Source organism: Thalassolituus sp. (assembly GCF_034111725.1).
Classification (GTDB): Bacteria; Pseudomonadota; Gammaproteobacteria; order Pseudomonadales; family Oceanobacteraceae; genus Thalassolituus.
In genome coordinates this window covers 1-26,683 of the sequence record NZ_JAWUWR010000064.1, presented here as the reverse complement: position 1 = coordinate 26,683, position 26,683 = coordinate 1, and the positions used below count along the sequence as shown (strand labels likewise).

Below are 26,683 nucleotides of genomic sequence, written 5' to 3'. Positions count from 1 at the left end.
AATGCGATTACTTTTTCTCGTTTTTGTTGTGACAATGTCGATGCTTGCTTCAGTGCAGGCAGATGAACTCGTGGATGGCTTATTGGATATCGATTTCGATCTGGATGAAATTGATGACGGTGCCAGTGCCGAAGAGCGTTTATTACGCGGAAATTATTACTACCATTATTTAACCAGTGACTATCACGAGGGTCTCGCCGCTTTAGCGGCATGGAAAGATTTGCGCGAAACGGATCAGAGCCCTGAGCAAGAAGCGGAAGTTATGCGTGCGGCTATGTTATTGGCGCTAGGTTTAGAAGATGAGGCTGAAAAAGCATTCTTCAATGCCGGTATTACCACGACCACAGCAAGTGGTGACTCTTGGTACTACCTAGGTAAACGTTGGTACGATTTAGGTGAGTGGGAACGTGCAGAGATTAGTTCTCGCAATGCCCTCCAGGCCGAACCGAAAATAACACAGGGTAACTTACAAGAGACATACTCCATATTGGTCTCAAGTTTGTCGTTACAAAGCCGGATTAGTGATGCTCGTGTTGTTTTAAAGTCCATGGCTGATGAAAGTATCTGGACCGGCATAGCTCGCTATAACCTTATTTTGGTCATGATTCGCCAAAACTTCGGTAGTCGTGATTTAGAACGTCTTATTGCGGAGAGCATTTTTTATCTCCCGAAGAATAAAGAAGGTAATGCCTTGCGTGACCGAATTTTACTGGTCGCTGGAATCTCGGCGATGGATAACGATAAGCCAGCGATGGCCAACGATTATTTTGAAAAAATGAGTTTAGAGTCGGTATTTTCAGCGCCAGGGTTACTGCACTATGGTTGGAATTTACTTGGTCAGTGGCGTTATGAAGATGCGCTTCAGCCTTGGCGAATACTGCAGCAACAATATGATGGATTTCAACCAGCGGTTATTGAGTCTTTTCTTGCGGTTCCTCACACACTTGAATTGGTTGAAGCTACTAATGAATCAGTGCAAGCATATGTTAGCGCCGAAGCAAAAATCGTCAATATGCTGGAAGCATTGGATAATTTTCGTGATCCAGTTCAGGTTCGTGAGTGGATTCTAGATTGGCAGGTCGACAATCAGAGCGAAGGCTGGGGCTGGCAACGTCAACGCCTTGAAGATGTTCCTGACACCCCCGTTGCACTTTTTGCTCAAGGTCTAATTGACGAGCCAGCATTTGTCGAGCGCTTGGCTAGTCTGCACGATCTCGATCGTATGGAACACGATTTGCTGCGTCAGAAAAATGATTTGGAATTGTGGCAGGACGTTCTAGTCGTTCGTCAGCAGACGTTGCAAAATATGAGCGGAGAAGAACGACTTGCTGCATTAGAAAAAAAACACATGGATTTGCTACGCCGTACTTTAGCCGTTCAAGATCGTTTAATGGCTGAAGATGAAGCTGTGTTTGCTTATGCATCTGAATCTGAACATAAGAATATTGATTTACTCCGTAATGTTGTCCCTAACGTATCGTATTTATCAAAAGTGGGTACTCCAACACGAGATTTGGCTCCTTATAAAGAGCGCTGGCGCAGAATGCGCGGGATCCAGCTCTGGAATATTTATGAGCAAGAGCCGCAGCGACGCTGGGATACTACTCGTCATCATTGGAAGCTTCGAGCGGTGACAGAGCAATTGTTAGTTCAGGTTGAGAATACGCGCACATCGCTAGAGTGGGCCGATAGTAGCTGGAAGGGATTTCCTGAGCGTGTTAGCACACTGCAACAATCATTGAATATTCAATTGGCAAAAGTAAAAGAATTACACCAGCGTCAACTTGATGATTTGTTGACAATGACCGATGAGTATTTGACGACATTGCGCGCACGATTAAACGAATACCTAGCACAGTCACGATTAGCGATAGCGCGTTTATATGACGACTCTTTGCAGCGCAAAATGCGATCCGCAGGAGACGATAAATGAAATTCTTTTTATCGTTAGTCCTCATCGCCGCAACGCTAGCAAGTACAGGTTGTAGTTTATTTAGCCGTAGTGATAAAACCATACGTATCTCCGATATTGGCGGCCTGAAAGTACGAGCGGTCTCAAACGAGCCTCTTGCTGTCAGCCATGAAGATGTGGTGCGCTACTATCAAGCGTATTTGGCGGTTGCAACTGATCCTGAAATGCGTGTACGGGTTGCTCATCGTATTGCTGGTTTGAAATTACAATCCGACGAAATTCGTATGGAGCGGGTCGTCGATGACGAAGCTGCACTGGCTGAAGATCGAATCCTAGCTAAAGCATCAATCGATGACTATGAAAATTTATTAAAGGCGTTTCCGGATCGTGTTGATAACGATGCCATTTATTATCAATTAGCCAAAGCGTATTCATTAGCTGGTCAACCCTATCAAGCAATTAGCGTGCTGGAGGAGTTGGTTAAACGTTATCCGCGTTCTATTTACTATTTAGAAGCGCAATTTCGATTGGGGCAGTTGCTCTACGCTGCGGGTGACTATGAAATGTCCGAGGCCGCTTACCAAGCGCTTATCAGCGTTGGTCCAGCCGCCAACCGCTTCTACCGCGATGCAGAGTATCTGCAGGGCTGGAGTATTTTCAAACAAGCGCGTTATGAAGAAAGCTTGCTTGCATTCGTGCGCATGCTTGATGAACATTTCCCTGATGAAGCGGCGCTTGTAGCGGCAGGGGGGGGTGATCTTGATTTGTTAAACGATACTTTGCGCATCATGGCGATCATGTTTGATTACTTAGGTGATTGGAATCAAATTGCTCGCTTTTTTGATGAGCACGGCGCTCGTTTTTATGAATATAAGTTGTACGCGCAACTAGCTGACCAGTATTACGAAAAGAAATATTACAAAAGTGCAGCGTCTACATTACGCGCGTATGTCGATCGTTATCCTGATTCCGATCGTGCGCCTAGTTATTACGAGCGTTTAATTACGGGCTACGAAACCGCAGGGTATCCGGAGCTATTACGCAAGCATAAAGAAACCTACAACGAGCGTTTTGGTGTTGGCACTCCGTATTGGGAATCGCATGACGTTAAAGTACGAGCAGAAATTACCGTTGCGCTATCAAAATATATTTGGGACTTGGCGACTTTCTCTCATGGCTGGGCGCAGGCGGCGAAGAAGCGTTCTGAAAAAGAGGAACGCTTTAACGAAGCCGCTCGTTGGTACGGTGAGTATATTCGTAGCTTCCCTGAAGCGGCAGATACAGTAAAAGCTCACTTCTTGTTGGCCGAAATTTCGTTCGATTTAGAGCGTTATGACGATGCTCGCAATAACTACGAGATTGTCGCCTATCAGTATCCATTTTATGAGGATGCCGCCGAAGCCGGTTACGCAGCTTTACTCGCCTATGCTAAATACAATCCTGCACCTGAACACGAATTGGAATGGCGTCAGCTAAATGTTGCCAGTGCCAAACGTTTCGTGACGGAATTTCCAGATGATCCGCGTCGCGGCACTGTATTGGTGAATACAGCTGAAACCTTGCTGAAAGATAAATATTACGAGCAAGCGTTGTCGACGGCTCGGTTATCACAAGAAACCGGTGTTGAATTACCGCCTCGTTATCGTTACGGCGCCTCGTTAGTTCAAGGCCACTCAAGTTTTGAATTGGGTTTTTATGATGAAGCCGAAGTTTCTTTGTTGAGTGCTTCTACATATGAAAAATTATCGCGTAAAGAACGTGCTGATCTTCGTCAAAAAGCCGCAGCAGCAATTTATAAGCAGGGTGAGCAGGTGAAAGTCGACTCACCACAGCAGGCAGTTGATCACTGGTTGCGTTTGGCGGAAGTCGTACCAGAAAGTACATTGAAGGTGAATGCAGAATATGATGCAGCTACTTTATTGATGGAAATGCAGGATTACGACCGTGCAGAGGGCGTCTTGTTGAAATTCCGTCAGGAATATCCGAATCATGAACTTACAAAAGATATTCCGAGCAAGCTGATTGTTGCTTACGAAGGTAAAGGTGAGTGGCGTAAAGCGGCATTTGAATTGATGACATTATCGAACGATGCCAAAGAAGAAGATGAACGTCGTATCGCTAGCTTTCAATCTGCTGAATATTTCGAAAAGGCCAATGATTTAGATAATGCGATTGTGATGTACAAGCGTTACGCGCACACCTATAAAACGCCTTTCGATCCAGCCATTGAAGCACATTACAAGTTAGATCAGATCTATGCTCTGCAAGGTGATGAAGATAAACGTCGTTTTTGGTTGGATAAAATTATTCGCTTGCATCGCAACGGTAAAGACCAACAAACCGAACGGTCACGTTATTTAGCTTCTAGTGCTGCATTTCAGCTCGCTGAGTTTGATCGTGTTGCCTTTGAAAAAGTCAAAATAACCTTGCCATTGGCCAAGAGTATTGTGCGTAAAAACGAACCGATGCAGCGCGCGTTAAAACGTTATACCCAAGCAGTAGAAATGGAAGTTCTTGAGTTTACGACTCCGGCAACATTCCATATTGCAGATATGTACGCGCAAATGAGTAAGTCTTTAATGACTTCAGAAAAACCAAAAGGTATGGATGAGGTAGAGGCCGAGGAATATCAATATCTGTTAGAAGATCAGGCTTTCCCTCTTGATGAAGCTGCGATTGATATTCATCAAACCAATATTCGTCGTACCTATGATGGCCTTTATGACCAGTGGGTTAAGAAAAGTTTTTCATCTATGGCTGAGTTAATGCCTGGGCAATATAACAAACCAGAAAAGGTAGCGACGTATGTTGATCAGATTCGCTAGTCTTTTATTGTTGGCAACTCTTGCGGGCTGCGCAGCAAAAGCGCCTATCGCCGTTGTTGAAGATTTAAGCCCCACTGCACAACCATTGGCAGAAGGTTTAAAGGCTAGATATCAAAATGGTTTGGTGTTGTTGCAAGATGGCAATTACGAGGATGCCGTTGTCTTTTGGAAGGAGCTTGCTGAAACGCATCCAGATTTACCCGGTGTGTGGACTAATTTGGGTTTGGCCCTTTACCGCACCGGTGAATATCAAGCAAGTCTTGATGCATTGGTGCGCGTAGATGAAATTAATGCCGCATTAGAAGCCCAGTTAGCGGCGGCAAAACAGCAAGAGTTATCGGTAGCGGCAGACGGTTCGGGCGAGACTATAGAGCAAGTCGTTGATGCTGGTAATGTAGCCATGGATCAAGTCCCCAGAACCAAAGATTCGCTGACTATGCCAGTAGAAGCGAGTGCCGAACAAGCAGCTATGGAATCAGAAAGTGGTTTGACGCAGGAAGAGCTTAATGCCGAACCTTCAACGGACGAAGGTTCTGAGGTAGTTGTTAATACTGAAACTGAAACCACAGAATCGGCTGATGCAAAAAACCTTGTTGCGCCAACAGATACCGACGCTGCTGAAAAAACTGAGACGGTGACACCAGTGATTGCTCAGCCGACCATGCTCAAGCCCTATTGTCCTGTGCATCGTGTGCGAGCCTTGCCACAGCGAGAATTAGGGTTATTTGCCGAGGCCGAACAAAGTTATAAAGCTGCGATTGCGTGTAATCCAACAGATGCTGAGGCGTATTATAATTTAGGCATTTTGTACGACTTATACCGCAATGATTTGGTTAGTGCATTGGCAGAATACAAACAGGCAAAGGCATTGCTGGGCGATGATAAAACCCTGGATGTATGGATTGCCGATTTGGAACGTCGTTCCGGAACTGAAACGGTTAAGGAGTAATAATGCGTTTACTGATGCTAATTAGTAGCTTATTTATCTTAATGTTTACTTCAGCCACTGGGGCTGAGGAAGATGACGGTGTTGTGCGTTTGCAAGGTATCTCTATTAAAGGTAATAGTGAAAATCCAAACGTATTGTATGTAACTGCATGGCAACCACCGCCAGGTACTGGGCGTTTGTATGAGCCTGTAACGAGTTATTCCCGCCATTGGTTTCAGCCAATCAGTCGAGATGGCTTAGGGCGCGAGATGCGTTACGGCGAACTTTATACTGAGAAGCCGGAACATCTCACCCGTTTGAAAGAATTGTTAGAAGTGAAGTAATTCACGGTTCTTTTAACTGTTATTTAATGGTTAAATCGAACCAAAGCACGGGTCGGTGCAATGTTTAATATTGCTGGCCTTAATAACCAAGTTTAACGAGATTTTTGCGTCTCGTTTATTGTATGTAAAACAACAAAAAGTTAAGTGGAGATATCATGGATACTATCATTCGTTTTTTCCAAGAGGGCGGTGCCTTCATGGTGCCAATCGCGATCATTATGGCGATTGGTTTGGCGATTTCTCTGGAGCGTTTCTTTTTTTTATTGAAAGAGAAATCAGGAAACCGCAGTGCCTTTGATGAACTTCTCCCTATGTTGAAAAAGCGTGACTTGCGCAGCGCTTTGAATTATGCGAACTCGTCTAATACGCACATCGGCAATATCTTTGCTGCGGGTATTGCTCGTATTCCGGGTTCACAACGTCGTGAAGAAATTGAATACGCTTTGGAAGAAGGTTTGATGGAAGCTATTCCGCAATTAGAAAAGCGCACACAATACGTAGCAACACTCGCGAACATCGCTACTCTGATGGGCCTTTTAGGCACCATTATGGGTTTGATTGCGGCTTTCACCGCCGTTGCAAACGCAGCACCGGCTGAGAAGGCAACGCTGTTGTCACAAAGTATTTCGGTTGCGATGAACACCACGGCATTCGGTTTAATTGCTGCTATTCCTTTGCTGTTAATGCACAGCTATCTGCAAACTAAAACCAGCGAAATCGTTGATAGTATTGAAATGGCTGGGGTGAAGTTTCTTAACATCATCACTGAGCGTAAAGCTGGCCAAAACGATACTCCTGGTAATAACGGTCAATAAAGGTTTAGCTTCCGATGAGACGCCATAAGCGATTAAAAGAAGAGGCGGAGCTCAACGTAACATCCTTTATGAACCTGATGATTGTACTGGTGCCAGTATTGCTATTGAACATGGTGTTCTCTCAGCTTGCGGTGTTAGATCTCAGGCTTCCTGCTGGCGATCAAAATGATCCGGCAGTGATTAATCCCGAGGATGTCACGCTTGAAGTGACAATTCGAAATACGGGTTTTGTTATCTCTCGTACGTACATGGAGCAAACAGAATCTTTAAAAGAGTTACCAAAAATCGGTGATAAATTTGATTTCGACGGTTTATCTAGCGCATTACAAGATGTGAAGAAAAACCCAGTGTTCGCGGATAAAACGGATATCGTTTTATTGCCGGAGTCGGATGTTGATTACCAAACCTTGGTAACGGTAATGGATACTGCGCGTATTTATCCAGCAGTTGTTGCGGCGTCGCTAGTCGATGCTGTGCTATTCCCGGATATTTCTCTCGGTGATGCTGAGAGCGCGGAGGTGACACCGTGAAGATGTCTCGTCGTGCAAAACGGATGCAGCGCAACCATAAGCGTAACGCCAATAAAAGTAACTTAAACCTGACAGCCCTGATGGATATTTTCACCATTTTGGTGTTTTTCTTGATGGTGAACCAATCAGAAGTAGAAGTGCAAAATACGGATACTGTTGAGCTCCCCGTGTCTTTGGCTGAGAACAAGCCTGATGACCAATTGACTGTATTAGTGACTCGCGAGGATATTCTTGTTCAAGGGCGTGTTGTGGCTTCGGTTGGATCCTTGAGTAAAGATCCAGCGGATCTGATTGCGGCGTTAAAGCAAGAGCTCGATTACCGCGCGGCACGCACGCCTTTGTCTCCTGAGCTTGAAGAGCTGGGTCGTACGATTACTATTGTGGGTGACAAAGGCACAGCTTACGCGGTATTGAAAAAGGTGATGAATACCTGCTCGAAGGCTGGATTTAATAATATCTCGCTTGCTGTTAATCAATTGCAGCCGGGGGGTGCGTAATGTCGCAGTATCGTCCTCCTGAGTTACCCTGGAGTGATAGTGGCGACGGTCGCCGTTTTCGCGCCTTTTTATGGGTACTGTTACTGATCGTACTGGTTACCAGTATTGCTGTACCTTTAATTAACTTGCCGCAGAAAGATCGCAGTGAGTTAGAAAAGATACCGCCGCAATTGGCAAAGATGATTGAGCGTAAAAAGAAAGAAGTGGTAAAGCCGCCGAAACCTGAGCCGAAACCAGAACCTAAGGTTGAGCCTAAGCCGGAACCTATTCCAGAGCCTAAGCCCGAACCGAAACCTGAGCCTAAGCCGTTACCAAAGCCAGAGCCTAAACCTGAGCGTAAGCCAGAGGTGAAGGCAACGGAAGAGAAGCGCGCAGCGGCAAAAGAGAAAGCGAAAGAAGCCTTTGGTGCTGATGCGTTGGCTGCTTTAAGTAGTTTACGCTCAGAAGTTCCTGTTGCTGCATTGAAGACCTCAAGTTCCGGTTTAAGTAATGCAGGTAACAAGGCAACGAGCGTGGGATCCGTAGTGGATCGTGCGGCAGCTTCTCGTAGTTCTGGCGGTGTTGATGTCGCGACATTAACAACGGCAACAGCGGGTGAGACTTTGGCGGATCGTGTGTTAACAGCCGTTGAGTTAACACCAGAGCAGGTTGCACAAACTAAGGAATCGCGTAAGCGTAGCCAAGAAGAGTTACGTTTAGCGTTTGAAACTTACAACGTTCATTACGACCGGATTTATCGCGGAGCATTGCGAGCGAATCCAACGTTGGCGGGTGCTGTGACTTTAGCCCTCGTAATCGAGCCTAACGGCAGTGTTCGTGAATGTAAGGCGATCAAAAGTGAGCTGAAAGATGATAAGTTGATTCGTCGATTAGAATCGAAATGTCGTCAGATGCAGTTTGAAGATAGACCAGGCCTAGATGTGACGAAAGCGGAATATCCAATCCGATTTAATCCATAATCTCAGCCAAATAAAAAAGCCGCATTTGCGGCTTTTTTTACGTCTAAAGCTTGAGCATAAACTTACTGATCGTTAATGCGGATATTAGGTAGATCTGGAGTGTCGATAGTAACGCTAGTGGTTGGAGCCATAACGACCGATTCACCGGTAGCAACCGTTTTCCCATGTTGATTCGTTATGCTGCAATTAAGAGTAACGATAGGCTTTTCAGCATGTTTTTCTCGTACCGTTAATACGACGGTCAGTGAATCGCCGATCATGACTGGCTTTCTGAATGACAAAGTCTGACCCATGTAAACAGTGCCAGGTCCTGGTAGTTGCATCGCAAGAGCGGCTGAAATCAACCCGCCGGTAAACATACCATGAGCGATTTGGCCGCCAAAAGCAGTTGTCGCAGCGTATTCAGCATCAAGGTGCACAGGGTTGTGGTCGCCGGATACCGCAGCAAACAACACAAGATCACGTTCGGTGACAGTGTGCGTGCGTTGGCATTGCTCTCCGATAACAATTTCACTAAAAGGGCGGTTGGATATGGTGGTCATGGATCATCCTAATCTTGTTGTTAACTGTGTATTGGTCAATGCCGATTCATGTTACGTCATTGGTCGCTTAGACCAATAGGAGTGTAAGTATAGATCTAGAAGCTCTAGTGTGTGCCGCGTTTATTACAAATTTATTTCCAAAGGCGACGAGTTGGGTTCTATCGGATGTTAGATTGGTCACTATCTGTATTGAGGCTCTAACTGACGCATTAACGACAATGAGCTGTACAAAAAACAATCACTTATTCTTGTCATTGGCTTAGAAATGCATTTCTCATGTCAATCTTGCGCACTTTTATTGAAATAGCCCTCCTACTATTTTGCCGGACTGAAGGAAAACAGTTAAACTCCGGAACGCTTTTCGGCCTGCATATCTGCTTTAGGGGAGTAGATTGGTCGTCTGATTTTCACAAACTCTGAACATAACGATAATATTGTCAGAGTTTTTTAGGAGGTGGTATGAACGTTGAGTTTTTCCAAGAGCGCTATCCGGAGGGTTATCCAACCACGGTTAACGTTGATCAGCATGAATCAGTCGTCGAGATCTTTAATGGCTTCGTTAAGAAATTTGCCGACCGTCCCGCATTTTCATGCTTAGGACAAGTACTGACCTACGCAGAGCTAGACGAAAAGAGCGCGGCCTTCGCAGCTTATTTGCAAAATGAAACCACCTTGCAGGCGGGTGACCGCATTGCTGTGCAATTGCCAAATATTTTGCAATATCCAGTGGTAGTGTTTGGCGCAATGCGCGCAGGCATGGTAGTTGTGAATACGAATCCGCTCTACACCGAGCGTGAAATGGAACACCAGTTTAACGATTCAGGCGCTAAAGCGCTGGTTGTTCTGGCAAATATGGCTGATAAAGCGGCACATGTGATTCCAAAAACCGGTATTAAGCACGTTATAGTTACTAACGTTGGTGATATGCACGGTGCTGTAAAACGTATTTTGATTAACAGCGTTTTGAAATACGTAAAGAAAGAAGTTCCGGATTTCAATATTCCCGGTGCTGTGGGATTGCGCGCTGCACTGAGTAAAGGGGCTGGTAAATCCTATACCCCAGTTCATGTTGATGCTGAAGATGTCGCGGTGCTTCAATACACTGGTGGTACTACGGGTGTTGCTAAAGGCGCTATGTTGACCCATCGCAACTTGATGGCGAACATGCTGCAGTGTCATGGTATTTTCACTATGGTGTTGGAAGAAGGTCAAGAAACCATCATTGCCCCTCTACCGCTTTATCATATATACGCCTTTACAGTGCATTGTATGGTCCTATTAGAGACAGGTAATCATTCAGTACTGATTCCTAACCCTCGCGATATTCCAGGCTTTATTAAAACTCTGCAAGGTCAGCCATTTAGCGGATTTGTAGGCCTGAATACCTTGTTTGTCGCTTTGTGCGGACAAGAAGATTTCCGTAATATCGACTTCAGCAAGTTAAAGCTAACCATCTCTGGTGGTATGGCGTTAACAAAAGATGCTGCTGAGCAATGGAAGCAAGTAACGGGTTGTGACATTGCTGAAGGCTTTGGTATGACGGAAACTTCTCCAGTGGTTTCGTTTAACCCTTATCACAACATCAAGTTAGGCACTATTGGTATGCCTGTTCCTGGAACTACTTGTAAGGTGATCGACGAAGAAGGTAACGAGTTGCCGATTGGTGAACCGGGTGAGCTTTGTGTTAAAGGTCCGCAAGTCATGAAAGGTTACTGGCAGCGCCCGGAAGCAACAGCTGAGACAATTACTGAAGATGGTTGGCTTAAAACTGGTGATGTTGCTGTGATTATGGAAGACGGTTATATGAAAATCGTCGATCGTAAGAAAGATATGATCATCGTTTCTGGCTTCAACGTTTATCCAAATGAAGTTGAAGAAGTGATTGTCGCGCATCCTGATATTGTTGAAGCAGCTGCGATTGGTATTCCTGATCCTAAGAGTTCTGAAGCGGTTAAAGTGTTTGTGGTGTCTAAAAATCCTGCGCTTACCGATAAAGATGTGATTGCTTTTGCTCGTGAAAACCTAACTGGTTATAAAGTACCGCGTTTTGTTGAGTTCCGAGATGAACTACCAAAAACCAACGTTGGTAAGATTTTACGCCGTGAATTGCGTGATGCTGAGCTTGCTAAGCACAAGTAAGCAAACTGGGTAAATTAACCCTCTAGTGGGTGAGCGATGCTCGCTACGAGAGTGTTACAATAACGCCTCATATCGTTTGGTATGAGGCGTTTTTGTTTAATGGCATTTATAAAAATGGTGAAGAATACGCATGAAGCTTGATCTCCCTAGGTTGTACAAGGCTGTGGATCAGTGCCTGATTAAAGATCGTCATTCATTGCGTCAGCAGGTGAAGCGGTTGGAAGCCTTATCGAAAAGTTGCGTAGCTGACGATGAAGCTGCAAATGCGACGTTGATCAAGGATACCGAAAAGCTTCTTGCTCGAATTCAGCGTAGCCAGCAAGTGGTCTCATCACGTTCACAGCCATTGGTATTAACCTATCCCGACCTACCTGTGAGTGATCGCCGCGACGATATTCTGCAGGCAATTCAAAATCATCAGGTCGTTGTTATTGCTGGTGAAACGGGTTCGGGTAAAACCACCCAGTTACCAAAGTTATGTATTGAAGCAGGATTGGGTCGCTTCGGGCGTATTGGTCATACCCAGCCGCGTCGGTTGGCTGCGCGTGCAGTTGCACAGCGCATCGCCGATGAATTGCAAACACCGCTGGGTCAGGCGGTAGGTTATCAAGTTCGATTTACCGATCAGAGTCAAGACGATAGCCGCATTAAAGTGATGACCGATGGTATCTTGTTAGCCCAGACTCAGGGTGATCGGTTTCTCAATGAATACGATGTCATCATTATCGACGAGGCACATGAACGTAGTCTTAATATTGATTTCTTACTTGGTTATTTACATCAATTACTGCAAAAACGTCGTGATTTAAAGCTGGTAATAACCTCGGCAACGATCGATGTGGAACGATTTTCTAAGCATTTCGATAATGCGCCGATTATTGAAGTATCGGGACGGACTTTCCCTGTTGAAATGCGTTATCGGCCTTTAGTGCGCACCAGCGAAGACGAAGAAGATAGATCGTTGTTTGAAGGTGTTCGCGATGCATTAGATGAATTACGCATGGAAGACAGTAAAAACGGTCAGCCGGGTGATGTTTTAGTGTTTCTGCCCGGTGAGCGTGAGATTCGGGAATGCACCGAGTTTCTACGTCGTAGCGATTTGCCTGCCACTGATATATTGCCACTTTATGCACGGTTAAGTGGTGCTGATCAACAACGAATTTTTAAGCCCCACGGCGGTCGTCGTGTTGTTTTGAGCACGAACGTAGCCGAGACCTCGTTAACGGTTCCGGGTATTAAATATGTGATTGATTCGGGCGTTGCCCGTATTAGTCGTTATAGCTATCGCAGTAAGGTTCAGCGCCTTCCGGTTGAGGCGGTTTCTCAAGCCAGTGCGAATCAAAGGGCTGGTCGATGTGGGCGAACGTCTCCAGGCGTCTGTATTCGATTATTTGAAGAACAGGATTTTATAGCTCGTTCGGAATTTACCGATCCAGAGATTCGTCGAACCAATTTAGCCTCTGTTATTTTACAAATGCTGGATTTGCGTTTAGGCGATATTCGCGATTTTCCCTTTGTCGATGCACCTGACGAGCGCTTTGTAAAAGACGGCTTTACGCTGTTGGCGGAGCTGGAAGCTGTTGATGCGAAAAAGCGTATCACGCCTCTAGGTCAACGAATGGCTCGCTTGCCATTGGACCCCCGTATTGCACGTTTATTAATGGAAGCCGATAAGCAGCAGTGCGTACGCGAACTAACAATTATTGCTTCGGCGATGACGGTACAAGATCCGCGCGAACGTCCACCAGAGAAACAACAAGCAGCAGCTGAAAAACATAAACTCTGGGCCGATGAAGACTCAGATTTTGTTGCCATGATTAATTTATGGAATGCCTACGAAGTTGAACGCCAAGCGTTGACTCAAAATCAATTACGTAAATGGTGTACTAAGCACTTTCTATCATTTATGCGCATGCGTGAGTGGCGTGATATTCATCGCCAGTTGCATATTGTATGCAAGGAACTAGGTCTAAAAGAGCGAGACGAAAGCGCTAATTACGAAGCCGTACATAAAGCGTTATTGTCTGGCATGTTAAGTCAAATCGGTTTTAAAGCTGAGGGGCAGGAATACTTAGGGGCACGTAATCGTCGTTTCTTTCTATTTCCAGGTTCCAATATTTATAAGAAGGCGCCTAAATGGGTGATGGCAGCAGAGATGGTGGAAACTTCTCGGCTTTATGCTCGAACCTTGGCTAAAATCGAACCTGAATGGATTGAAGAGATTGGTAAGCCATTATTAAAATATCAATATTTTGAACCTCACTGGAGCACGCAGCGTGGGCAGGTATTAGCGTTTGAGCAAAGCATGCTATACGGCTTAATTGTTAATCCTAAAAAGCGGGTTAACTATGCAACTACCCATCCGGAAGAAGCGCGCGAAATTCTAATTTCAGAAGGTTTAGTTGCACAGCGATTAAAAAGTCGAGTGGGATTTTACCAGCATAACATCCAGCTATTGCACGACGTGACTGAATATGAAGAAAAAGCCCGACGTCGAGACTTAGTACTAGATGATGCATACTTAGCTGATTTTTATCGGACTAATTTACCGTCTCATTTGTTTAGCGCTCGTGATATCGAACGTTGGTATAGCAAAGCCTCAAAAGCCGAACAGGGCTCGGTTCAATTTACTCGAGATATGCTGCTAAGTCCGCAGGCGTCCGGTATTGGTGTTGATGCCTATCCAGCAGAGCTGGAGTGGCAAGGGTTGGCATTTCCTTTGTCGTATTCATTTGCACCGGGCGCCATCGATGATGGTGTCACGCTAACCGTGCCTCTCGCGATGTTAAGGCAAGTGCCGGAATCTCGGATCGAATGGCTCGTGCCCGGACTTATCGCTAATAAAGTGATTGCCATACTTAAGGGTCTACCAAAGAATATTCGTAAGCAGTTTGTTCCAGTGCCCGATAGCGCAGCGGAATTTTTACGGCAGGCTAATCCTGATGTCGGCGGGCTGTATGTGCAATTGCTTGAGTTTATAAATCGAACGTTAAGACCAAAGATAGATGTGGATGTTTTCCAAGAAGGTGAGTTAGAAGCGCACCTTAAAATGAATATTCGCATTATGCGGGACGGAAAACAGATAGAGCAAGACCGCGATCTGCGAGCCTTAATTCAGCGCTTTGGAGACGCTGGGCAAGTTCAAATGCTGACTCTGAGTGATGATCGTTATCAGCGCTCAGATATTCAGAAATGGGATTTTGGTTCATTACCGACGGCGACCGAAACTAAAGTCAAAGGCTTGCCTGTTCGTGCTTTTCCTTGTTTAAAAGCAACTAAAAATGGTATCGAACTGACGGTTGAGGCCGATGCTGATGCTGCCTTGCAATCACATCGTGTAGGCGTTCTGCATCTGTTGCGGCAATCCCTGTCTCCCCAAGAGCGAGACATAAAGCAATTAATTCAAAAATCGATGAAGCCCCATTGGCTGTTGGCGAAAGGATTGGGCAGTGAATCAGAACTGGTAAATGATTTGTTGTCGGCAGTATTTGCTCATATCTTATTACCTCAATCTGAACCCTTACCGAGAACCGAAGACGAGTTTAATCAACGTTTAGCTCGACGGGGTGAGTTGTGGGCGCACGCAGAAACCTTGATGGGGTTGTTTGTGGAGTGGCTGAAAACTCGTCATCGAATATTGAAGCATATGCGTGGAGCTGTTTCGCTCGACAGGGCAATGGCTTTTAGTGATGCGAAAGTGCATCTAGAGCGGTTACTGGCAAGAGGCTTTATGCTGGAAGCAGATTGGCCTCGATTGAAATCGTTCAGTCGATATCTAAAAGGGATAGAGTATCGCTTGGATAAATTGCAGGGTAATTTACCCAGAGATCGCCAATCTATGATTGAGTTTGAGTCAATTTATACGCCTTGGCGAGATTTGACTGAAAAGAACGACTCTGCGCAGCGTACGACATTAGTCGAATTTGGTTGGCTACTTGAGGAGTGGCGGGTGTCTCTATTCGCACAACCGTTAGGTACTCAAGAGCCAGTTTCACTGAAGCGCTTACAAAAACGCTGGGCCGAGTTAGTGCAGGGCGTATAGGTTAAATATTTTATAGCGCACGCATCCAATATGTGATTAAGATCGTATCATTGGTATCGTATGTTAACGATGCAATACTCGACTGCTAACTCACAAGGAATAATTTATGAACAAGTCTATCAAATCAGTAAGTGCAATTTTGGGTACCGCTTTTATCGCTGCTATCGCTCAAGCGCCTGTTGCGAGCGCTGCTGAGAATCCATTTGCGTCTGCTGAATTGCAGTCTGGCTACAAGCTTGCGGCTCATCATGCAGAAGGTAAGTGTGGTGCTAAATCAGAAGGTGAAGGCAAGTGTGGTGCTAAGTCTGAAGGCGAAGGCAAGTGTGGTGAAGGCAAGTGTGGAGCAGAAAAGAAAGCTGCACACGAAGGCAGTTGCGGTGCTAAGTCTGAAGGCGAAGGCAAGTGCGGTGCTGAAATGAAGGCCGATCATGAAGGCAAGTGTGGTTCAGAAATGAAGGCGGATCACGAAGGCAAGTGTGGCGCTAAGCAGTAATTATGAATAAGTCTGCGTTTAATCGTCATGTTCAAGGTGCAGGGCTTGGATTAAGAAGGGGGTTAATGGCTCCCTTGTCCGAGCATGAGCATCTGCCGGTTGATTTTATGGAGATTGCTCCAGAAAATTGGATTGGCTTGGGTGGACGATTAGCGCATTCGTTAAGAAGTTATACCGAACGGTATGACTTCTTATGTCATGGTTTGTCGCTTTCTATCGGTAGTCCAGCGCCGTTAGATCTTAATTTTGTTCGTCAGGTAAAACGCTTTTTAGATGAGCATGGTATCTTGGCTTACAGCGAGCATCTGAGTTACTGCGGTGATGAAGGGCATCTATACGATTTGCTTCCAATTCCATTCACTGATGACGCAGTAAACTATGTGGCTGATCGAATCAGTCAGGTGCAAGATATTCTTGGCCAGAGATTAATCATCGAGAACGTATCTGCCTATGCCGAGCCGGGAAAAGCAATGGAGGAAGCTGAGTTTGTAGCTGCCGTGCTGCAAAAGGCAGACTGTGATTTGCTGTTGGATGTGAACAATGTTTACGTGAATAGTATTAATCATGGTTCGGATGCTTTGGCATTTATCAAGGCTATGCCAACCGAGCGTATTCGATATTTACACGTTGCGGGCCATTTTGATGAAGCGCCGGATTTATTGATCGATACTCATGGCGATGCGGTAAAGGATATTGTCTGGGATTTACTGAAACAAACCTATGAAATTCATGGTGTATTACCGACCTTGCTTGAACGAGACTTTAATTTTCCTGCCGTTGAAGATTTATTCGCTGAATTAAGTCAAATTCGCTCGTTGCAGAGTGATATTGAGAATCATGGAAAGGCCAGCACGAATGTCCTCCGCATCCTTTAAAAATATTCAGTATCAACTTACGCAACATATCCGTAGCCGTGGCGAACAGCCGGTTGATGTTCAAATTACTGGCGATATTGAACCGCGTCGACTAAAAATATATCGAGATTTATTCTTTAATAATGTTTGTGGATTTCTCGATTCTACCTTCCCTGTATGCGCAGAAATTCTTGGCGAACAGCGCTGGCGTGAGCTGAGTGAAGAATTTTTCTTAAAGCATGAATGCCACACCCCGTATTTTTTAAAGATCAGTGAAGAATTCTTGCTGTTCTTAGCGCAAGAATATTCGCCGAAAGCCGGGGATGTACCCTACTTAAAGGAATTGGCTCATTATGAGTGGCTGGAATTGGCCGTCGATGTGGCTGAGGTCGAGCAGCCTAGGGATTTTGATCCCAACGCCGATTTAAGTAGCCATGTTCCCGTATTAGCTGCGGCGACCGAGGGGGCGTTTTATCAATACCCTGTGCATAATGCCTCTGCCGCTAATTCTGCGCTACTGCCGGAAGCCACTGCACTGATTGTTTATAGAGACCGACATGATACTGTCCGGTTTTTACATACGAATCCGTTTACTCTAGGCTTGTTGGTTATACTTCAAGGCGAAGAGCTAACCGGTAAAGACGCTGTTGTTGCCCTGTTGAATCAGGCTGGTATGGGATTATCCGATACGGCTTTGCAGGGCGGTTTACAAATATTAGAACAGTGGCAGGAACAGGGTTTACTATTAGGTGCCAGAATAGATTCAAATAGTGACACTTAATTCGTTTACAATGGAACGCAAATTTTGATTGTCGATCGTGTGGTGAAAAATCAATGAAAGCAAAAAGTGCTTTGTCGGCCCTACCATCTTTATTTGCCTTGGCAATTTGCTCGGTGACGGCACAGGTAGTTGCTCTTGAGGAGGATAACGATCCTTGGGAGGGCTTTAATCGCAAGGTCTTTGCTTTTAATGATGGTTTAGATCGTTACGTTCTGCGCCCAGTAGCGGTTGGTTATAACTACATCACTCCGCAGTCTATAGATAATTCAGTAACCAGCATGTATGCAAATGCCGGTGAAGTCTTGGTCGTCGCAAATGATGTTGCACAATTCAAATTGACCCAAGCGTTATCCGATACCGCTCGGTTTATTATCAACTCTACTGTTGGTTTTTTTGGCGTTTTCGATGTGGCTAGCTCCATCGGGCTGGGGCGCCACGATGAGGACTTTGGTCAAACGCTTGGTTATTGGGGAGTGGGTTCTGGCCCTTATGTCGTGTTGCCGTTTCTTGGTCCTCGCACGGTTCGAGATGTGGCGGGCAATGCGGTTGATTATTCTTCGAACTTAAGCTATGCCTATTTTGGCAATAACTATGCTCAAGATGCAGCCTTGCTGGGGTTGAAAATTGTCGATCTGCGTTCCGATTTAATCGCCTCTGAAGGATTAATTAGCGGTGACAAGTACATTTTTTTTCGTAGCGCCTATCTTCAGCGTCGTGAATATTTAATTAACGATGGGGTGAGCAAGGATGCGTTTGATGATGAATTTGATGTCTTTGGTGATGAATAATCGTTAGTCGAGCGTTAAGACTAAAAAGCCCGCCTAGCGATACTAGGCGGGCTTTTGTTTTTCTAGTTAGTGCTTTGAGTTTATAGCTTGCCTCGAGCTGGCAATACATCTTTCAATTTAGCGCGCATAGCGCGAATAGCTTCTTCGGTTTCTTCCCAGCTGATACAGCCGTCGGTTACTGATAGGCCATATTCTAAATCACACAAGTTGGCGGGAATGTTCTGGCGGCCGTGTTTTATATTTGATTCAACCATTAAGCCAATAATAGATTTATTACCATCGAGTATTTGATTACTGACGTTGTCCATTACCAGCGGCTGCAATGCCGGATTCTTATTTGAGTTTTCATGACTGCAATCAACCATGATGTTTTTCATAAGATCCGATTTATCCAGCGCTTGCTCTGCTTGGGCAACATTTACTGAGTCATAGTTTGGTTTGCCGCCACCGCCGCGCAACACAACGTGACCGTATGGGTTGCCTTTGGTAGAGACAATCGACACGCTACCAGCCTGATCTATGCCCAAAAAGCGATGAGGATTAGCAACCGACATCAAAGCGTTAGTTGCCACGGTTAAGCTACCGTCGGTACCGTTTTTGAATCCAACGGCAGATGACAGACCGGAGGCCATTTCGCGATGAGTTTGCGATTCGGTTGTACGTGCGCCAATTGCTGACCAGGTAATTAAATCTTGCAAGTACTGTGGCGAAATAGGATCCAGTGCCTCGGTAGATAAAGGCAAGCCAATCTCGGCTAGATCAATCAATAGCTTGCGCGAGATATGCAGACCATCATGAATCTTGAACGTATCATTCATGTATGGGTCGTTGATTAAACCTTTCCAGCCTACTGTCGTGCGTGGCTTTTCGAAGTAAACACGCATAATCAAGTATAAGGTGTCGCTTACTTCTTCTGCCAATTCACGTAGACGCATGGCGTAATCTTTTGCCGCTTCGACATCATGAATTGAGCATGGCCCGATCACAACGAATATGCGGTGGTCTTTGCGATCAAGGATGTCACGCACCACTTGGCGACCTTTGCGCACGCTCGCGATGGCTGTGTCAGTAATGGGCATGTCTTGCTTTAGCTGATTTGGAGTAATCAGCGGGACGATAGATTCAATATTGAGATCTTCTACGCGATTGTCGGTCATGTCGGTTCCTGGCGCTTTTGGGCTGGTGAGGTCTGTATTTTGCTTCGCTGCGGTTGCTTGGTCCGCATTCGCACGTAATGTTCCGTTGGTTAACGCTTCAATCTGTTTCTGACGGCCAAGTGGGGGTTCATCCCCCCATTGGGATACGGCAGCGCTTGTTAGCTTCCAGCCGTCATTGGTACACGCTTTTGCGATGGCGCTTTTGGTTTTGAAGTATTGAACGACATCGTTTGTTTTCATACTAAGCTCAGTGGTGATAAGTAGGCTTACGGTGAAAAGACTACTACTAACTTAAATTTAAGTAAATAGGTTTAGCTAGCTTAATATTTAAGCTGATGTCGAGATTGGATGAGGATGAAAGTTAAGTTGATAGGGTACTTCAGGGGGGTGAACTGCATCTGTGATGCGATTCACCGAGAGCAGAAGGGGTTAGCGCAGCTTGGCTTGAAGTGCTTTAAACTTGTTTACTTTCTCTTCTTCGAAAAGCAGTTTTCCGTTATCAGGAATACTATCGAGAAGGCCTTCTTTGGCATAGCGCTTCACCGTTACTGGCTTTAAGCCAAGAATGTCACACACTTGCTCTGTGGTTAGTAGATTTTGCGTCACGATTTATCTCCTCTTTTATAAGAGTGTAGTAACGCTTTTGCAGGCATTGCTCAAACAGTCTGCATTTGTTGCTGACTAACCTGCCAGTGCCGCATTCAATTCTATTCGTGAGCTGCCAAGTTCGATGCTAACCCACTAGAAGAAGGCGTACTTAGCACCGAGTATCATGAGTAGGCCAGCGAGGAGTGGCTTTAGTAATTTATCCGGTACCTTGCGACTGAGAATGGCCCCGATGTGTATCGCGGGAATAGATCCGATGAGAAGTGATCCTAGGAGATAAAAGTCGACATTCCCCATGTGCATATGAATCAGACCAGCGGTGAGAGTTAACGGAACTGCGTGTGCAATGTCAGTTCCGACGATATGAGTTGATCGCAAAGCAGGGTATAGCATCATTAAGACAGCGGTGCCAATGGCGCCAGCTCCAACGGAGGATAGGGTGACAAATATACCGAGAAGGACGCCCATGATAATTGTCGCCGCCGGGCGATAACGCGCAAGGTTGCGATTGTTGTATCGTTGAGCGTAGCGTTGAATGCGAGCTCGCAGCAATATAACGACCGCTGTCATTATAAGCATTACACCTAAAGTGTTTTTTAATAGGCGGCCGTAGTCGCTTGCATCTGTAAAAAGATAGGTGAGCGCAATTCCGGTTATGATTGCAGAAGGAATGCTACCAAGGGCTAACAGACGAACTAGGCCCCAGCGCACATGCTGCTGTTGGTGATGACTCCACGCTCCTGTTGCTTTGGTGAGAGACGCGTAAAGTAGGTCCGTGCCAACGGCAATGTGCGGTGGAAAACCGAACATAAGTAGCAGCGGTGTCATTAATGCCCCGCCGCCAATTCCGGTAACACCGACGATCAGTCCAACGGCCGCACCGGCGGCTATATATAACAAAATATCCATGAAAAATGGTCTACAGTAATACTTGTGGCTCTAAGGAAGCGGATGCGCAAGGATGAGTAGGCTAAACTAGCAGGACGTTACTTACGGTTTAGCCGTCATTTTGGCAAATTTGTGGCGTATATATTCATGCTTCTATAGTAATTGCTGCCAATGTAGAGACTTGCATGTATTCTGGAAAGGAATATTTGTTTATATTTTTATAACAAATTTAAAGGTTAGATCGGAGGGAGTATGAAGCTACAGCAATTGCGTTACATCTGGGAGGTAGCTCACCACGATCTAAATGTATCAGCGACCGCTCAAGTACTTTACACATCTCAGCCAGGGATCAGTAAGCAGATTCGTTTGTTAGAAGATGAGTTAGGCGTTGAGATTTTTGCTCGTAGTGGTAAGCACCTAACCCGCATTACTCCGGCAGGAGAGTCGATTCTGCAGGTGGCAGGCGAAATACTACGAAAAGTAGAAAGCATTAAGCAGGTGGCTCAAGAGTATAGCGATGAGCGCCGCGGAAGCTTGTCGATATCGACGACGCACACTCAGGCTCGTTATGCTTTGCCGGGTGTAATCGAAGGTTTTATGAAGCACTATCCTGATGTGTCCTTACACATGCATCAGGGCACTCCAATGCAGATTGCAGAGATGGCTGCCAATGGCACCACCGATTTTGCGATAGCGACAGAGGCCATGGAGTTGTTTGGCGATTTGATTATGATGCCTTGCTATCGCTGGAATCGAAGTATTCTTGTTCCTAAAAATCATCCGTTGGCGCAACATCCTAAGCCGTCGTTGGAGCAGGTTGCAGCTTATCCCTTAGTCACTTATGTGTTTGGCTTTACTGGGCGCTCGAAACTGGATGAGGCGTTTAAAAGTCGCGGCTTAACCCCTCGCATTGCTTTTACTGCAGCGGATTCTGATGTCATCAAAACCTAGGTGCGCCTTGGTGTTGGTATCGGTATTGTCGCTACAATGGCGGTGGATAAGGATTTAGACGATGATCTTGTGGCTTTGGACGCAAGTCATTTGTTTGCTTCCAGTGTGACCAAGGTTGGTTTTCGTAAAGGGACATTCTTGCGCGGCTTTATGTTTGATTTTATTGCTGCCTTTGCTCCTCATTTAACGCGTGAAGTCATCGAGAAAGCGGCTCAGTGCCATAATCGTCAAGAATTAGATGCCTTGTTTGCTAACGTTGATTTGCCTCTGCACTAATTGAGTTGCTTTGCAAAAAAAAGGACGCCACGGGCGCCCTTTTTTATTTGCTGCTTAACCTTTACTAATGATGTTGCCTGCGTGCAGTCCGCATTCTTTGCGGCCGGCGCCTTCCCACCACCAACGGCCTTCGCGTTCATGCTGATTTGGCAGTGTCGCGCGTGTACAAGGCTGGCAGCCAATGCTGACGAAGCCTTGCTGATGCAAGCTATTGAATGGCACGTCGAATATCTTGATGTATTCCCATACCTGCGTTGAAGTCCAAAGTGCAAGAGGGTTGTACTTGGTTAGTTCACCGTTAGCCCCTTGAAAGGCGCTATCTATTTCTATCAAGTTCACATCATTGCGAGTGCCCGGACTCTGGTCACGACGTTGACCTGTGATCCATGCATCCAATGTCGCTAGCTTGGCTTTTAGTGGAGCGATTTTACGCACGTCGCAACATTCTTGATGGCCATCTTCGTAAAAACTAAAGAGGCCTTTTTCGCGCACCAATGTCTGCAGTGCTTGTTGTTCTGGCGTACGAATGTCGATTTTGATTCCGTAATGACTGCGTACTTTCTCTATAAATTCATAGGTTTCAGGATGTAGGCGCCCTGTATCTAAGGTGAAAATATCGACGTTTGCGTTCAATTTGACTGCCATATCAACCAATATGACATCTTCTGCACCGCTGAACGAAACTCCAATAGCACTATGTTGCTCAAGTGCGTGGCGGATCAAATCTTTGGGGCGTTTATCAGTGAAGGCTTCGTTTAGGGCCTTTAAGTCGTTATTCATGTTCTAAACCGATGTGTTAATCGAAATTGCGGCTAGGTTACCATGCCACTATTTAGTACAAATAATAATAAAAACGCATATTCTTAGTTTCATTAATGGAAAAATCATCCGCTTTAGCTCACTGAATGCCGCATTCGTATTGTGTTTGTATGGGCTTCTGGCTAGAGTACGGCGCTAAATCAATCTGACTGATGGGGTAGTCATGGAAATCGCATGTTTAGATCTTGAGGGTGTTCTGGTTCCGGAAATCTGGATCGAGTTTGCAGAAAAGACCGGTATTGATGCGCTCAAGGCAACGACGCGAGATATTCCGGATTACGACGTATTAATGAAGCAGCGTTTGGGCTTGCTTGATCAGCATGGCTTTAAGTTACAAGACATTCAGGATGTTATCGCAACTTTAAAACCTCTAGACGGGGCTGTTGAGTTCGTTGATTGGTTGCGCGAGCGTTTTCAAGTGATCATTTTGTCGGATACGTTTTATGAATTTTCTCAGCCGTTGATGCGCCAGTTAGGTTTTCCAACCTTGTTCTGTCATCGTTTAATTACCGATGAAACTGGGCGAGTGACGGATTACAAACTTCGCCAGGCTGATCCAAAGCGTCAATCTATTCGTGCATTGCAAACTATTTATTACCGTACGATTGCGGCCGGCGATTCCTACAATGATACGACCATGCTAGCCGAAGCTGACGCAGGGATTTTGTTTCACGCGCCGCAAAATGTGATTGATGAATTTCCGCAATTCCCTGCAGTTCACACTTATGAAGACTTGAAGAAAGAATTCATCAAGGCCAGTAATCGCGATTTAACTTTGTAATTATCGCAAAAGCTGCGCAAAGGAATGGGGCTTTATGCCTCATTTTGTTATCTGTATTGTTTAAATAGGTGTCGCAAGAATCTTTCCTATTTTATTCAATATTTCTTGATACTCGTCTTCCATGGTTGAGTCGATAACGATTCCGCCTCCCCCCCAGCATACAGCGCCATCTTTGGTTGCAGTAATCGTCCGAATAAGAATATTGAAGTCTGTTAAACCGCTATCATCGAAGTATCCCATTGATCCGCAATAGGCCCCGCGATTTTGTAGCTCAAGTTCCTCGATGATCTGCATTGCTCGAACTTTGGGTGCGCCTGTAATTGAGCCTCCAGGGAATGCATTTCTTACAACATCCATTGGTGTAAGGCTTGCTTTCTGTTTTGCAGTAATAGTGCTGACCATATGGTGGACATTGGCATGTGACTCCAGCGCAAATAGTTTCTCAACCTTCACGCTGTGCGGCTCCGCAGATCGACTTAAATCGTTTCTTAATAGATCTACAATCATCAAGTTCTCTGCTTGATTCTTTTCGCTGGCGAGAAGCTGATTGCGATTTTCTTCATCACATTTGGGGTCTGGATGGCGAGGGCTAGTACCTTTTATTGGACTGGTAGTAATGATGCCATTTTCTACCTTAACGAATCGTTCTGGCGATACTGTTGCAATCCAATAGTTATCGTTTTTGAAAAAACCGGAAAAAGGTGCGTCGAAGGCCTTTAATAAGGGGAGGGGGTTGGTATCTGTTAAGTCGTCGCTGCAAAAGAAAGGCATCGCCAAGTTAACTTGATAGCAATCGCCAGCAAGCAAGTAGTCTTGAACTCGCTGAAATGCTGCTCGGTATTGCTCCTTAGTCCAGCCCGGAACCCACTTTCTTGCGTTTATCGCAGTTCTTTGTGGCTCGCTATCTCGAAGTTGACTTAGTTCTTTTTTACGTTTTTCAGTCAGTGGGTAGTGACTTAGCAGGAAGCATTCATTACTTTCAAAATCTATGTATATAGATGCGTCGTAATAATTGAAGAGCCCCTCGGGTTCACTGGAGTGTGATTGAGGGTAATGAATGATACCTGCCCAGCCAGAGATAAAGTGCTCTGGCTGCTCAAGGTGCGTGCTAGTTTTCGTGTCTGGATAGACAGAAAGGCCGGAATAGTCAGTATCTTTAACAACCTTAAGGGACTTTAAGGGCTTGTGGCCCAAAATGGCGAATCTAGGGGGATTGGAAGATTGGCTAACCGTCAAAGAAGTGTAATTTACTCCACTAAGACCATTGAGTAGTAAAATCGGATGCTCAAGAAAGCTTAAACAATTCAACAACTTAGCTGGTGTAAAGGGGAGTTTGTCGTGTGTCATTTTATGCCAGAATCAAGGGTTGCGAATCGAACTTAACTATTTGATTTGTAGGGATTTTATTTCGTTGATGGTGTGGCGATTCTAGCATTGTTTAAACTCTTAGGGCTATGTTCCGTAATTTTTTGTAAAAAAGTGGTGGACAACACTAATGCCACATAATAGATTGGTATCCAGCTTCTGGGGCAACTCGAAGCTAAGAATATTGAAACCCATTGATAAAGTCATTCGGTTTCCAGTGACTCACTGAAGAAGATCTGGCAGACTGATGATAGGTCGCTGACACAGCGGCCGACATAATAGAAAAATAATCAGGAGTGTGCACAAATGAAATTTCTTAAAAAAGCTTCCCTAGCAGTGTCTATCGCTGCAGTATCTTTCGCCGCTAACGCCGAGTTGGTTGCTATGGATGAAGCGACTATGTCTGCTGCGACTGGTCAGGCTGGTATCAACCTAGACATCACTTTGGAAGGCGCTAACGCTATTTCTGTTGGTGAAATCCTTTACACTGATACAGACACTGGCGGTAGCTTGTCTCTGAGCACTGTTACTGTTGGTACTGCTACTGGTACACTGACTATTGAAAACGTAATCGATATCACTGAAGAAGGTATTATGAATATCGCCACTGGCGCGGTTTCTGGTCTTCAGATTGGTGTTGGTTCGGTTGATTTGGTTAATGCTACTGGTGATAACGCTGGCAACTTAATCTCTGGCTTGAGCTTGTCAATGGATTTGGGTGCATCAAACACTACTATCGGTAAGGGTACTTATGATGCAGCTGGTGTTTTCACTGCTGACACTAAGACTGTGATCGATTCTCAGTCTTCTTTCAAGATTACTGACGGTTCTTTGTCTGCACTTGACGGTCAAGTTGGCGTGAGCGGTATCACTTTTGATAACGACGGTGCTAATGTTGAAGTTGATACCACTATGTGGGCTGACGCAAACGGCTTCAACATCAAAGTTAACAGCATTGCTGGTGACTTGACGCTGGGCGCAGTTACTCTAGGTGGTTCAAGCATTGGTTCTGTTGGTATTAGCAACATCCAAATGGCTGGTGCAACGATCACTGTATCTGGTCACTAAGATCAGTTATTAGTGAATTAAAAGAACCCGCTTAGGCGGGTTTTTTTATGCCTAAAATAAGACAAAAAAGTGCGCCGATGGCGCATTTTTGGTTGGTAGATACTGTGATTTTATGTAACATGTAAGATGACTAAACAAAATTATAATAACAATACGGAGGGGCCTTTGGCCTACGTGTAGTGTTTGTCATTCTTCTAGGATCACTAATTGGGTTTGCTATGGTGCATGAATTGGCCATTGTGAACGATCGTCAGCCCGGCGATACCATCGTTCGAGTTGCGGTAAGCGAAGACTATCAGCAAGATCAGTTAGTTAACGTGGAA

At 45.3% G+C, this 26,683-nt stretch carries 22 protein-coding genes and 1 pseudogene; 17 read left to right on the top strand and 6 right to left on the bottom strand.

The features are described from left to right. Nucleotide 1 precedes the first annotated feature (1 nt). The 8 genes from UXZ23_RS10995 (at nt 2) to UXZ23_RS10960 (ending at nt 8,810) form a co-directional block, all read left to right on the top strand. On the top strand, nt 2–1,933 hold the full coding sequence (locus UXZ23_RS10995; protein ID WP_320820621.1) for a hypothetical protein: 1,932 nt from the start codon (nt 2–4) through the stop codon (nt 1,931–1,933). Then, complete coding sequence (locus UXZ23_RS10990) at nt 1,930–4,737, top strand: tetratricopeptide repeat protein (RefSeq protein WP_320820620.1); 2,808 nt, start codon at nt 1,930–1,932, stop codon at nt 4,735–4,737. Before UXZ23_RS10995 ends, UXZ23_RS10990 begins: the two co-directional genes overlap by 4 nt. Continuing rightward, the gene (locus UXZ23_RS10985; RefSeq protein ID WP_320820619.1) at nt 4,718–5,686 is read left to right on the top strand and encodes a tetratricopeptide repeat protein; all 969 of its coding nucleotides are present in this window, start codon (nt 4,718–4,720) and stop codon (nt 5,684–5,686) included. Before UXZ23_RS10990 ends, UXZ23_RS10985 begins: the two co-directional genes overlap by 20 nt. A 2-nt stretch (nt 5,687–5,688) precedes the next feature. Next, nucleotides 5,689–6,009, top strand: a complete 321-nt coding sequence (locus UXZ23_RS10980; protein WP_320820618.1) for a hypothetical protein — start codon at nt 5,689–5,691, stop codon at nt 6,007–6,009. A gap of 155 nt (nt 6,010–6,164) precedes the next feature. Then, nucleotides 6,165–6,824 carry a MotA/TolQ/ExbB proton channel family protein gene (locus tag UXZ23_RS10975; protein WP_320820617.1) on the top strand — a complete coding sequence of 220 codons (660 nt, stop codon included), beginning with the start codon at nt 6,165–6,167 and terminating at the stop codon, nt 6,822–6,824. Nucleotides 6,825–6,838: 14 nt separating this feature from the next. Then, nucleotides 6,839–7,354, top strand: coding sequence for an ExbD/TolR family protein (locus tag UXZ23_RS10970; protein WP_320820616.1), 516 nt, complete (start codon nt 6,839–6,841; stop codon nt 7,352–7,354). 2 nt (nt 7,355–7,356) lie between these two features. Next, complete coding sequence (locus UXZ23_RS10965; protein ID WP_320820636.1) at nt 7,357–7,851, top strand: biopolymer transporter ExbD; 495 nt, start codon at nt 7,357–7,359, stop codon at nt 7,849–7,851. Continuing rightward, nucleotides 7,851–8,810, top strand: a complete 960-nt coding sequence (locus tag UXZ23_RS10960) for an AgmX/PglI C-terminal domain-containing protein (protein ID WP_320820615.1) — start codon at nt 7,851–7,853, stop codon at nt 8,808–8,810. The genes UXZ23_RS10965 and UXZ23_RS10960 overlap by 1 nt, the downstream gene beginning before the upstream one ends. 62 nt (nt 8,811–8,872) lie before the next feature. Here UXZ23_RS10960 and UXZ23_RS10955 read toward each other — a convergent pair whose 3' ends face one another. Next, a complete protein-coding gene (locus UXZ23_RS10955; protein WP_320820614.1) occupies nt 8,873–9,352 on the bottom strand; it encodes a MaoC/PaaZ C-terminal domain-containing protein in 480 nt (159 codons plus the stop codon). Nucleotides 9,353–9,811: 459 nt separating this feature from the next. Here UXZ23_RS10955 and UXZ23_RS10950 point away from each other — a divergent pair, with 459 nt between their 5' ends. The 6 genes from UXZ23_RS10950 (at nt 9,812) to UXZ23_RS10925 (ending at nt 18,449) form a co-directional block, all read left to right on the top strand. Then, the gene (locus UXZ23_RS10950; RefSeq protein ID WP_320820613.1) at nt 9,812–11,491 is read left to right on the top strand and encodes an AMP-binding protein; all 1,680 of its coding nucleotides are present in this window, start codon (nt 9,812–9,814) and stop codon (nt 11,489–11,491) included. A 130-nt stretch (nt 11,492–11,621) separates the two neighbouring features. After that, nucleotides 11,622–15,533: an ATP-dependent RNA helicase HrpA gene (gene hrpA / locus UXZ23_RS10945; protein WP_320820612.1), complete on the top strand. Its 3,912-nt coding sequence runs from the start codon at nt 11,622–11,624 to the stop codon at nt 15,531–15,533. A 106-nt stretch (nt 15,534–15,639) separates the two neighbouring features. After that, nucleotides 15,640–16,026, top strand: a complete 387-nt coding sequence (locus tag UXZ23_RS10940; protein WP_320820611.1) for a hypothetical protein — start codon at nt 15,640–15,642, stop codon at nt 16,024–16,026. Between the two features lie 2 nt (nt 16,027–16,028). Next, complete coding sequence (locus UXZ23_RS10935; RefSeq protein WP_320820610.1) at nt 16,029–16,901, top strand: DUF692 domain-containing protein; 873 nt, start codon at nt 16,029–16,031, stop codon at nt 16,899–16,901. Continuing rightward, a complete protein-coding gene (locus tag UXZ23_RS10930; RefSeq protein WP_320820609.1) occupies nt 16,882–17,661 on the top strand; it encodes a DUF2063 domain-containing protein in 780 nt (259 codons plus the stop codon). The genes UXZ23_RS10935 and UXZ23_RS10930 overlap by 20 nt, the downstream gene beginning before the upstream one ends. 53 nt (nt 17,662–17,714) lie before the next feature. Further along, nucleotides 17,715–18,449 (top strand): VacJ family lipoprotein, encoded by a 735-nt coding sequence (locus UXZ23_RS10925; RefSeq protein WP_320820608.1) that lies wholly within the window; start codon nt 17,715–17,717, stop codon nt 18,447–18,449. Between the two features lie 80 nt (nt 18,450–18,529). Here UXZ23_RS10925 and UXZ23_RS10920 read toward each other — a convergent pair whose 3' ends face one another. From UXZ23_RS10920 to UXZ23_RS10910, 3 genes are all read right to left on the bottom strand, one after another. Continuing rightward, nucleotides 18,530–19,846, bottom strand: a complete 1,317-nt coding sequence (locus UXZ23_RS10920) for a 3-deoxy-7-phosphoheptulonate synthase (RefSeq protein WP_320820607.1) — start codon at nt 19,844–19,846, stop codon at nt 18,530–18,532. Nucleotides 19,847–20,035: 189 nt separating this feature from the next. Continuing rightward, on the bottom strand, nt 20,036–20,212 hold the full coding sequence (locus UXZ23_RS10915) for a helix-turn-helix domain-containing protein (protein WP_320820606.1): 177 nt from the start codon (nt 20,210–20,212) through the stop codon (nt 20,036–20,038). Nucleotides 20,213–20,347: 135 nt separating this feature from the next. Next, nucleotides 20,348–21,121, bottom strand: a complete 774-nt coding sequence (locus tag UXZ23_RS10910) for a sulfite exporter TauE/SafE family protein (RefSeq protein ID WP_320820605.1) — start codon at nt 21,119–21,121, stop codon at nt 20,348–20,350. A 231-nt stretch (nt 21,122–21,352) separates the two neighbouring features. Between UXZ23_RS10910 and cysB the strand changes: the two are divergent. After that, a pseudogene (gene cysB / locus UXZ23_RS10905) lies at nt 21,353–22,327 on the top strand (HTH-type transcriptional regulator CysB). Nucleotides 22,328–22,381: 54 nt separating this feature from the next. On the opposite strand, the gene UXZ23_RS10900 reads toward cysB, so the two are convergent. After that, complete coding sequence (locus tag UXZ23_RS10900; protein ID WP_320820604.1) at nt 22,382–23,107, bottom strand: phosphoadenylyl-sulfate reductase; 726 nt, start codon at nt 23,105–23,107, stop codon at nt 22,382–22,384. A 202-nt stretch (nt 23,108–23,309) separates the two neighbouring features. On the opposite strand from UXZ23_RS10900, the gene thrH reads away from it, so the two are divergent. Next, a complete protein-coding gene (gene thrH, locus UXZ23_RS10895; protein WP_015486776.1) occupies nt 23,310–23,927 on the top strand; it encodes a bifunctional phosphoserine phosphatase/homoserine phosphotransferase ThrH in 618 nt (205 codons plus the stop codon). A 60-nt stretch (nt 23,928–23,987) separates the two neighbouring features. On the opposite strand, the gene pabB is transcribed toward thrH, so the two are convergent. Further along, nucleotides 23,988–25,274 (bottom strand): aminodeoxychorismate synthase component I, encoded by a 1,287-nt coding sequence (pabB, locus tag UXZ23_RS10890; protein ID WP_320820603.1) that lies wholly within the window; start codon nt 25,272–25,274, stop codon nt 23,988–23,990. 324 nt (nt 25,275–25,598) lie between these two features. Here pabB and UXZ23_RS10885 point away from each other — a divergent pair, with 324 nt between their 5' ends. Continuing rightward, entirely contained in the window at nt 25,599–26,360 is a 762-nt protein-coding gene (locus UXZ23_RS10885; protein WP_320820602.1) for a DUF6160 family protein, read from the top strand. Nucleotides 26,361–26,683 lie beyond the last annotated feature (323 nt).

Bases quoted from the DNA above. Each gene is read 5' to 3' on its own strand.
- UXZ23_RS10975 (WP_320820617.1), top strand. From the start codon at position 6,165: ATGGATACTATCATTCGTTTTTTCCAAGAGGGCGGTGCCTTCATGGTG.
- UXZ23_RS10950 (WP_320820613.1), top strand. From the start codon at position 9,812: ATGAACGTTGAGTTTTTCCAAGAGCGCTATCCGGAGGGTTATCCAACC.
- UXZ23_RS10995 (WP_320820621.1), top strand. From the start codon at position 2: ATGCGATTACTTTTTCTCGTTTTTGTTGTGACAATGTCGATGCTTGCT.
- UXZ23_RS10910 (WP_320820605.1), bottom strand. From the start codon at position 21,121: ATGGATATTTTGTTATATATAGCCGCCGGTGCGGCCGTTGGACTGATC.
- UXZ23_RS10920 (WP_320820607.1), bottom strand. From the start codon at position 19,846: ATGAAAACAAACGATGTCGTTCAATACTTCAAAACCAAAAGCGCCATC.
- UXZ23_RS10960 (WP_320820615.1), top strand. From the start codon at position 7,851: ATGTCGCAGTATCGTCCTCCTGAGTTACCCTGGAGTGATAGTGGCGAC.
- hrpA (WP_320820612.1), top strand. From the start codon at position 11,622: ATGAAGCTTGATCTCCCTAGGTTGTACAAGGCTGTGGATCAGTGCCTG.
- UXZ23_RS10925 (WP_320820608.1), top strand. From the start codon at position 17,715: ATGAAAGCAAAAAGTGCTTTGTCGGCCCTACCATCTTTATTTGCCTTG.
- UXZ23_RS10980 (WP_320820618.1), top strand. From the start codon at position 5,689: ATGCGTTTACTGATGCTAATTAGTAGCTTATTTATCTTAATGTTTACT.
- UXZ23_RS10940 (WP_320820611.1), top strand. From the start codon at position 15,640: ATGAACAAGTCTATCAAATCAGTAAGTGCAATTTTGGGTACCGCTTTT.
- UXZ23_RS10930 (WP_320820609.1), top strand. From the start codon at position 16,882: ATGTCCTCCGCATCCTTTAAAAATATTCAGTATCAACTTACGCAACAT.
- pabB (WP_320820603.1), bottom strand. From the start codon at position 25,274: ATGACACACGACAAACTCCCCTTTACACCAGCTAAGTTGTTGAATTGT.
- UXZ23_RS10900 (WP_320820604.1), bottom strand. From the start codon at position 23,107: ATGAATAACGACTTAAAGGCCCTAAACGAAGCCTTCACTGATAAACGC.
- thrH (WP_015486776.1), top strand. From the start codon at position 23,310: ATGGAAATCGCATGTTTAGATCTTGAGGGTGTTCTGGTTCCGGAAATC.
- UXZ23_RS10885 (WP_320820602.1), top strand. From the start codon at position 25,599: ATGAAATTTCTTAAAAAAGCTTCCCTAGCAGTGTCTATCGCTGCAGTA.
- UXZ23_RS10970 (WP_320820616.1), top strand. From the start codon at position 6,839: ATGAGACGCCATAAGCGATTAAAAGAAGAGGCGGAGCTCAACGTAACA.
- UXZ23_RS10935 (WP_320820610.1), top strand. From the start codon at position 16,029: ATGAATAAGTCTGCGTTTAATCGTCATGTTCAAGGTGCAGGGCTTGGA.
- UXZ23_RS10990 (WP_320820620.1), top strand. From the start codon at position 1,930: ATGAAATTCTTTTTATCGTTAGTCCTCATCGCCGCAACGCTAGCAAGT.
- UXZ23_RS10955 (WP_320820614.1), bottom strand. From the start codon at position 9,352: ATGACCACCATATCCAACCGCCCTTTTAGTGAAATTGTTATCGGAGAG.
- UXZ23_RS10985 (WP_320820619.1), top strand. From the start codon at position 4,718: ATGTTGATCAGATTCGCTAGTCTTTTATTGTTGGCAACTCTTGCGGGC.
- UXZ23_RS10965 (WP_320820636.1), top strand. From the start codon at position 7,357: ATGTCTCGTCGTGCAAAACGGATGCAGCGCAACCATAAGCGTAACGCC.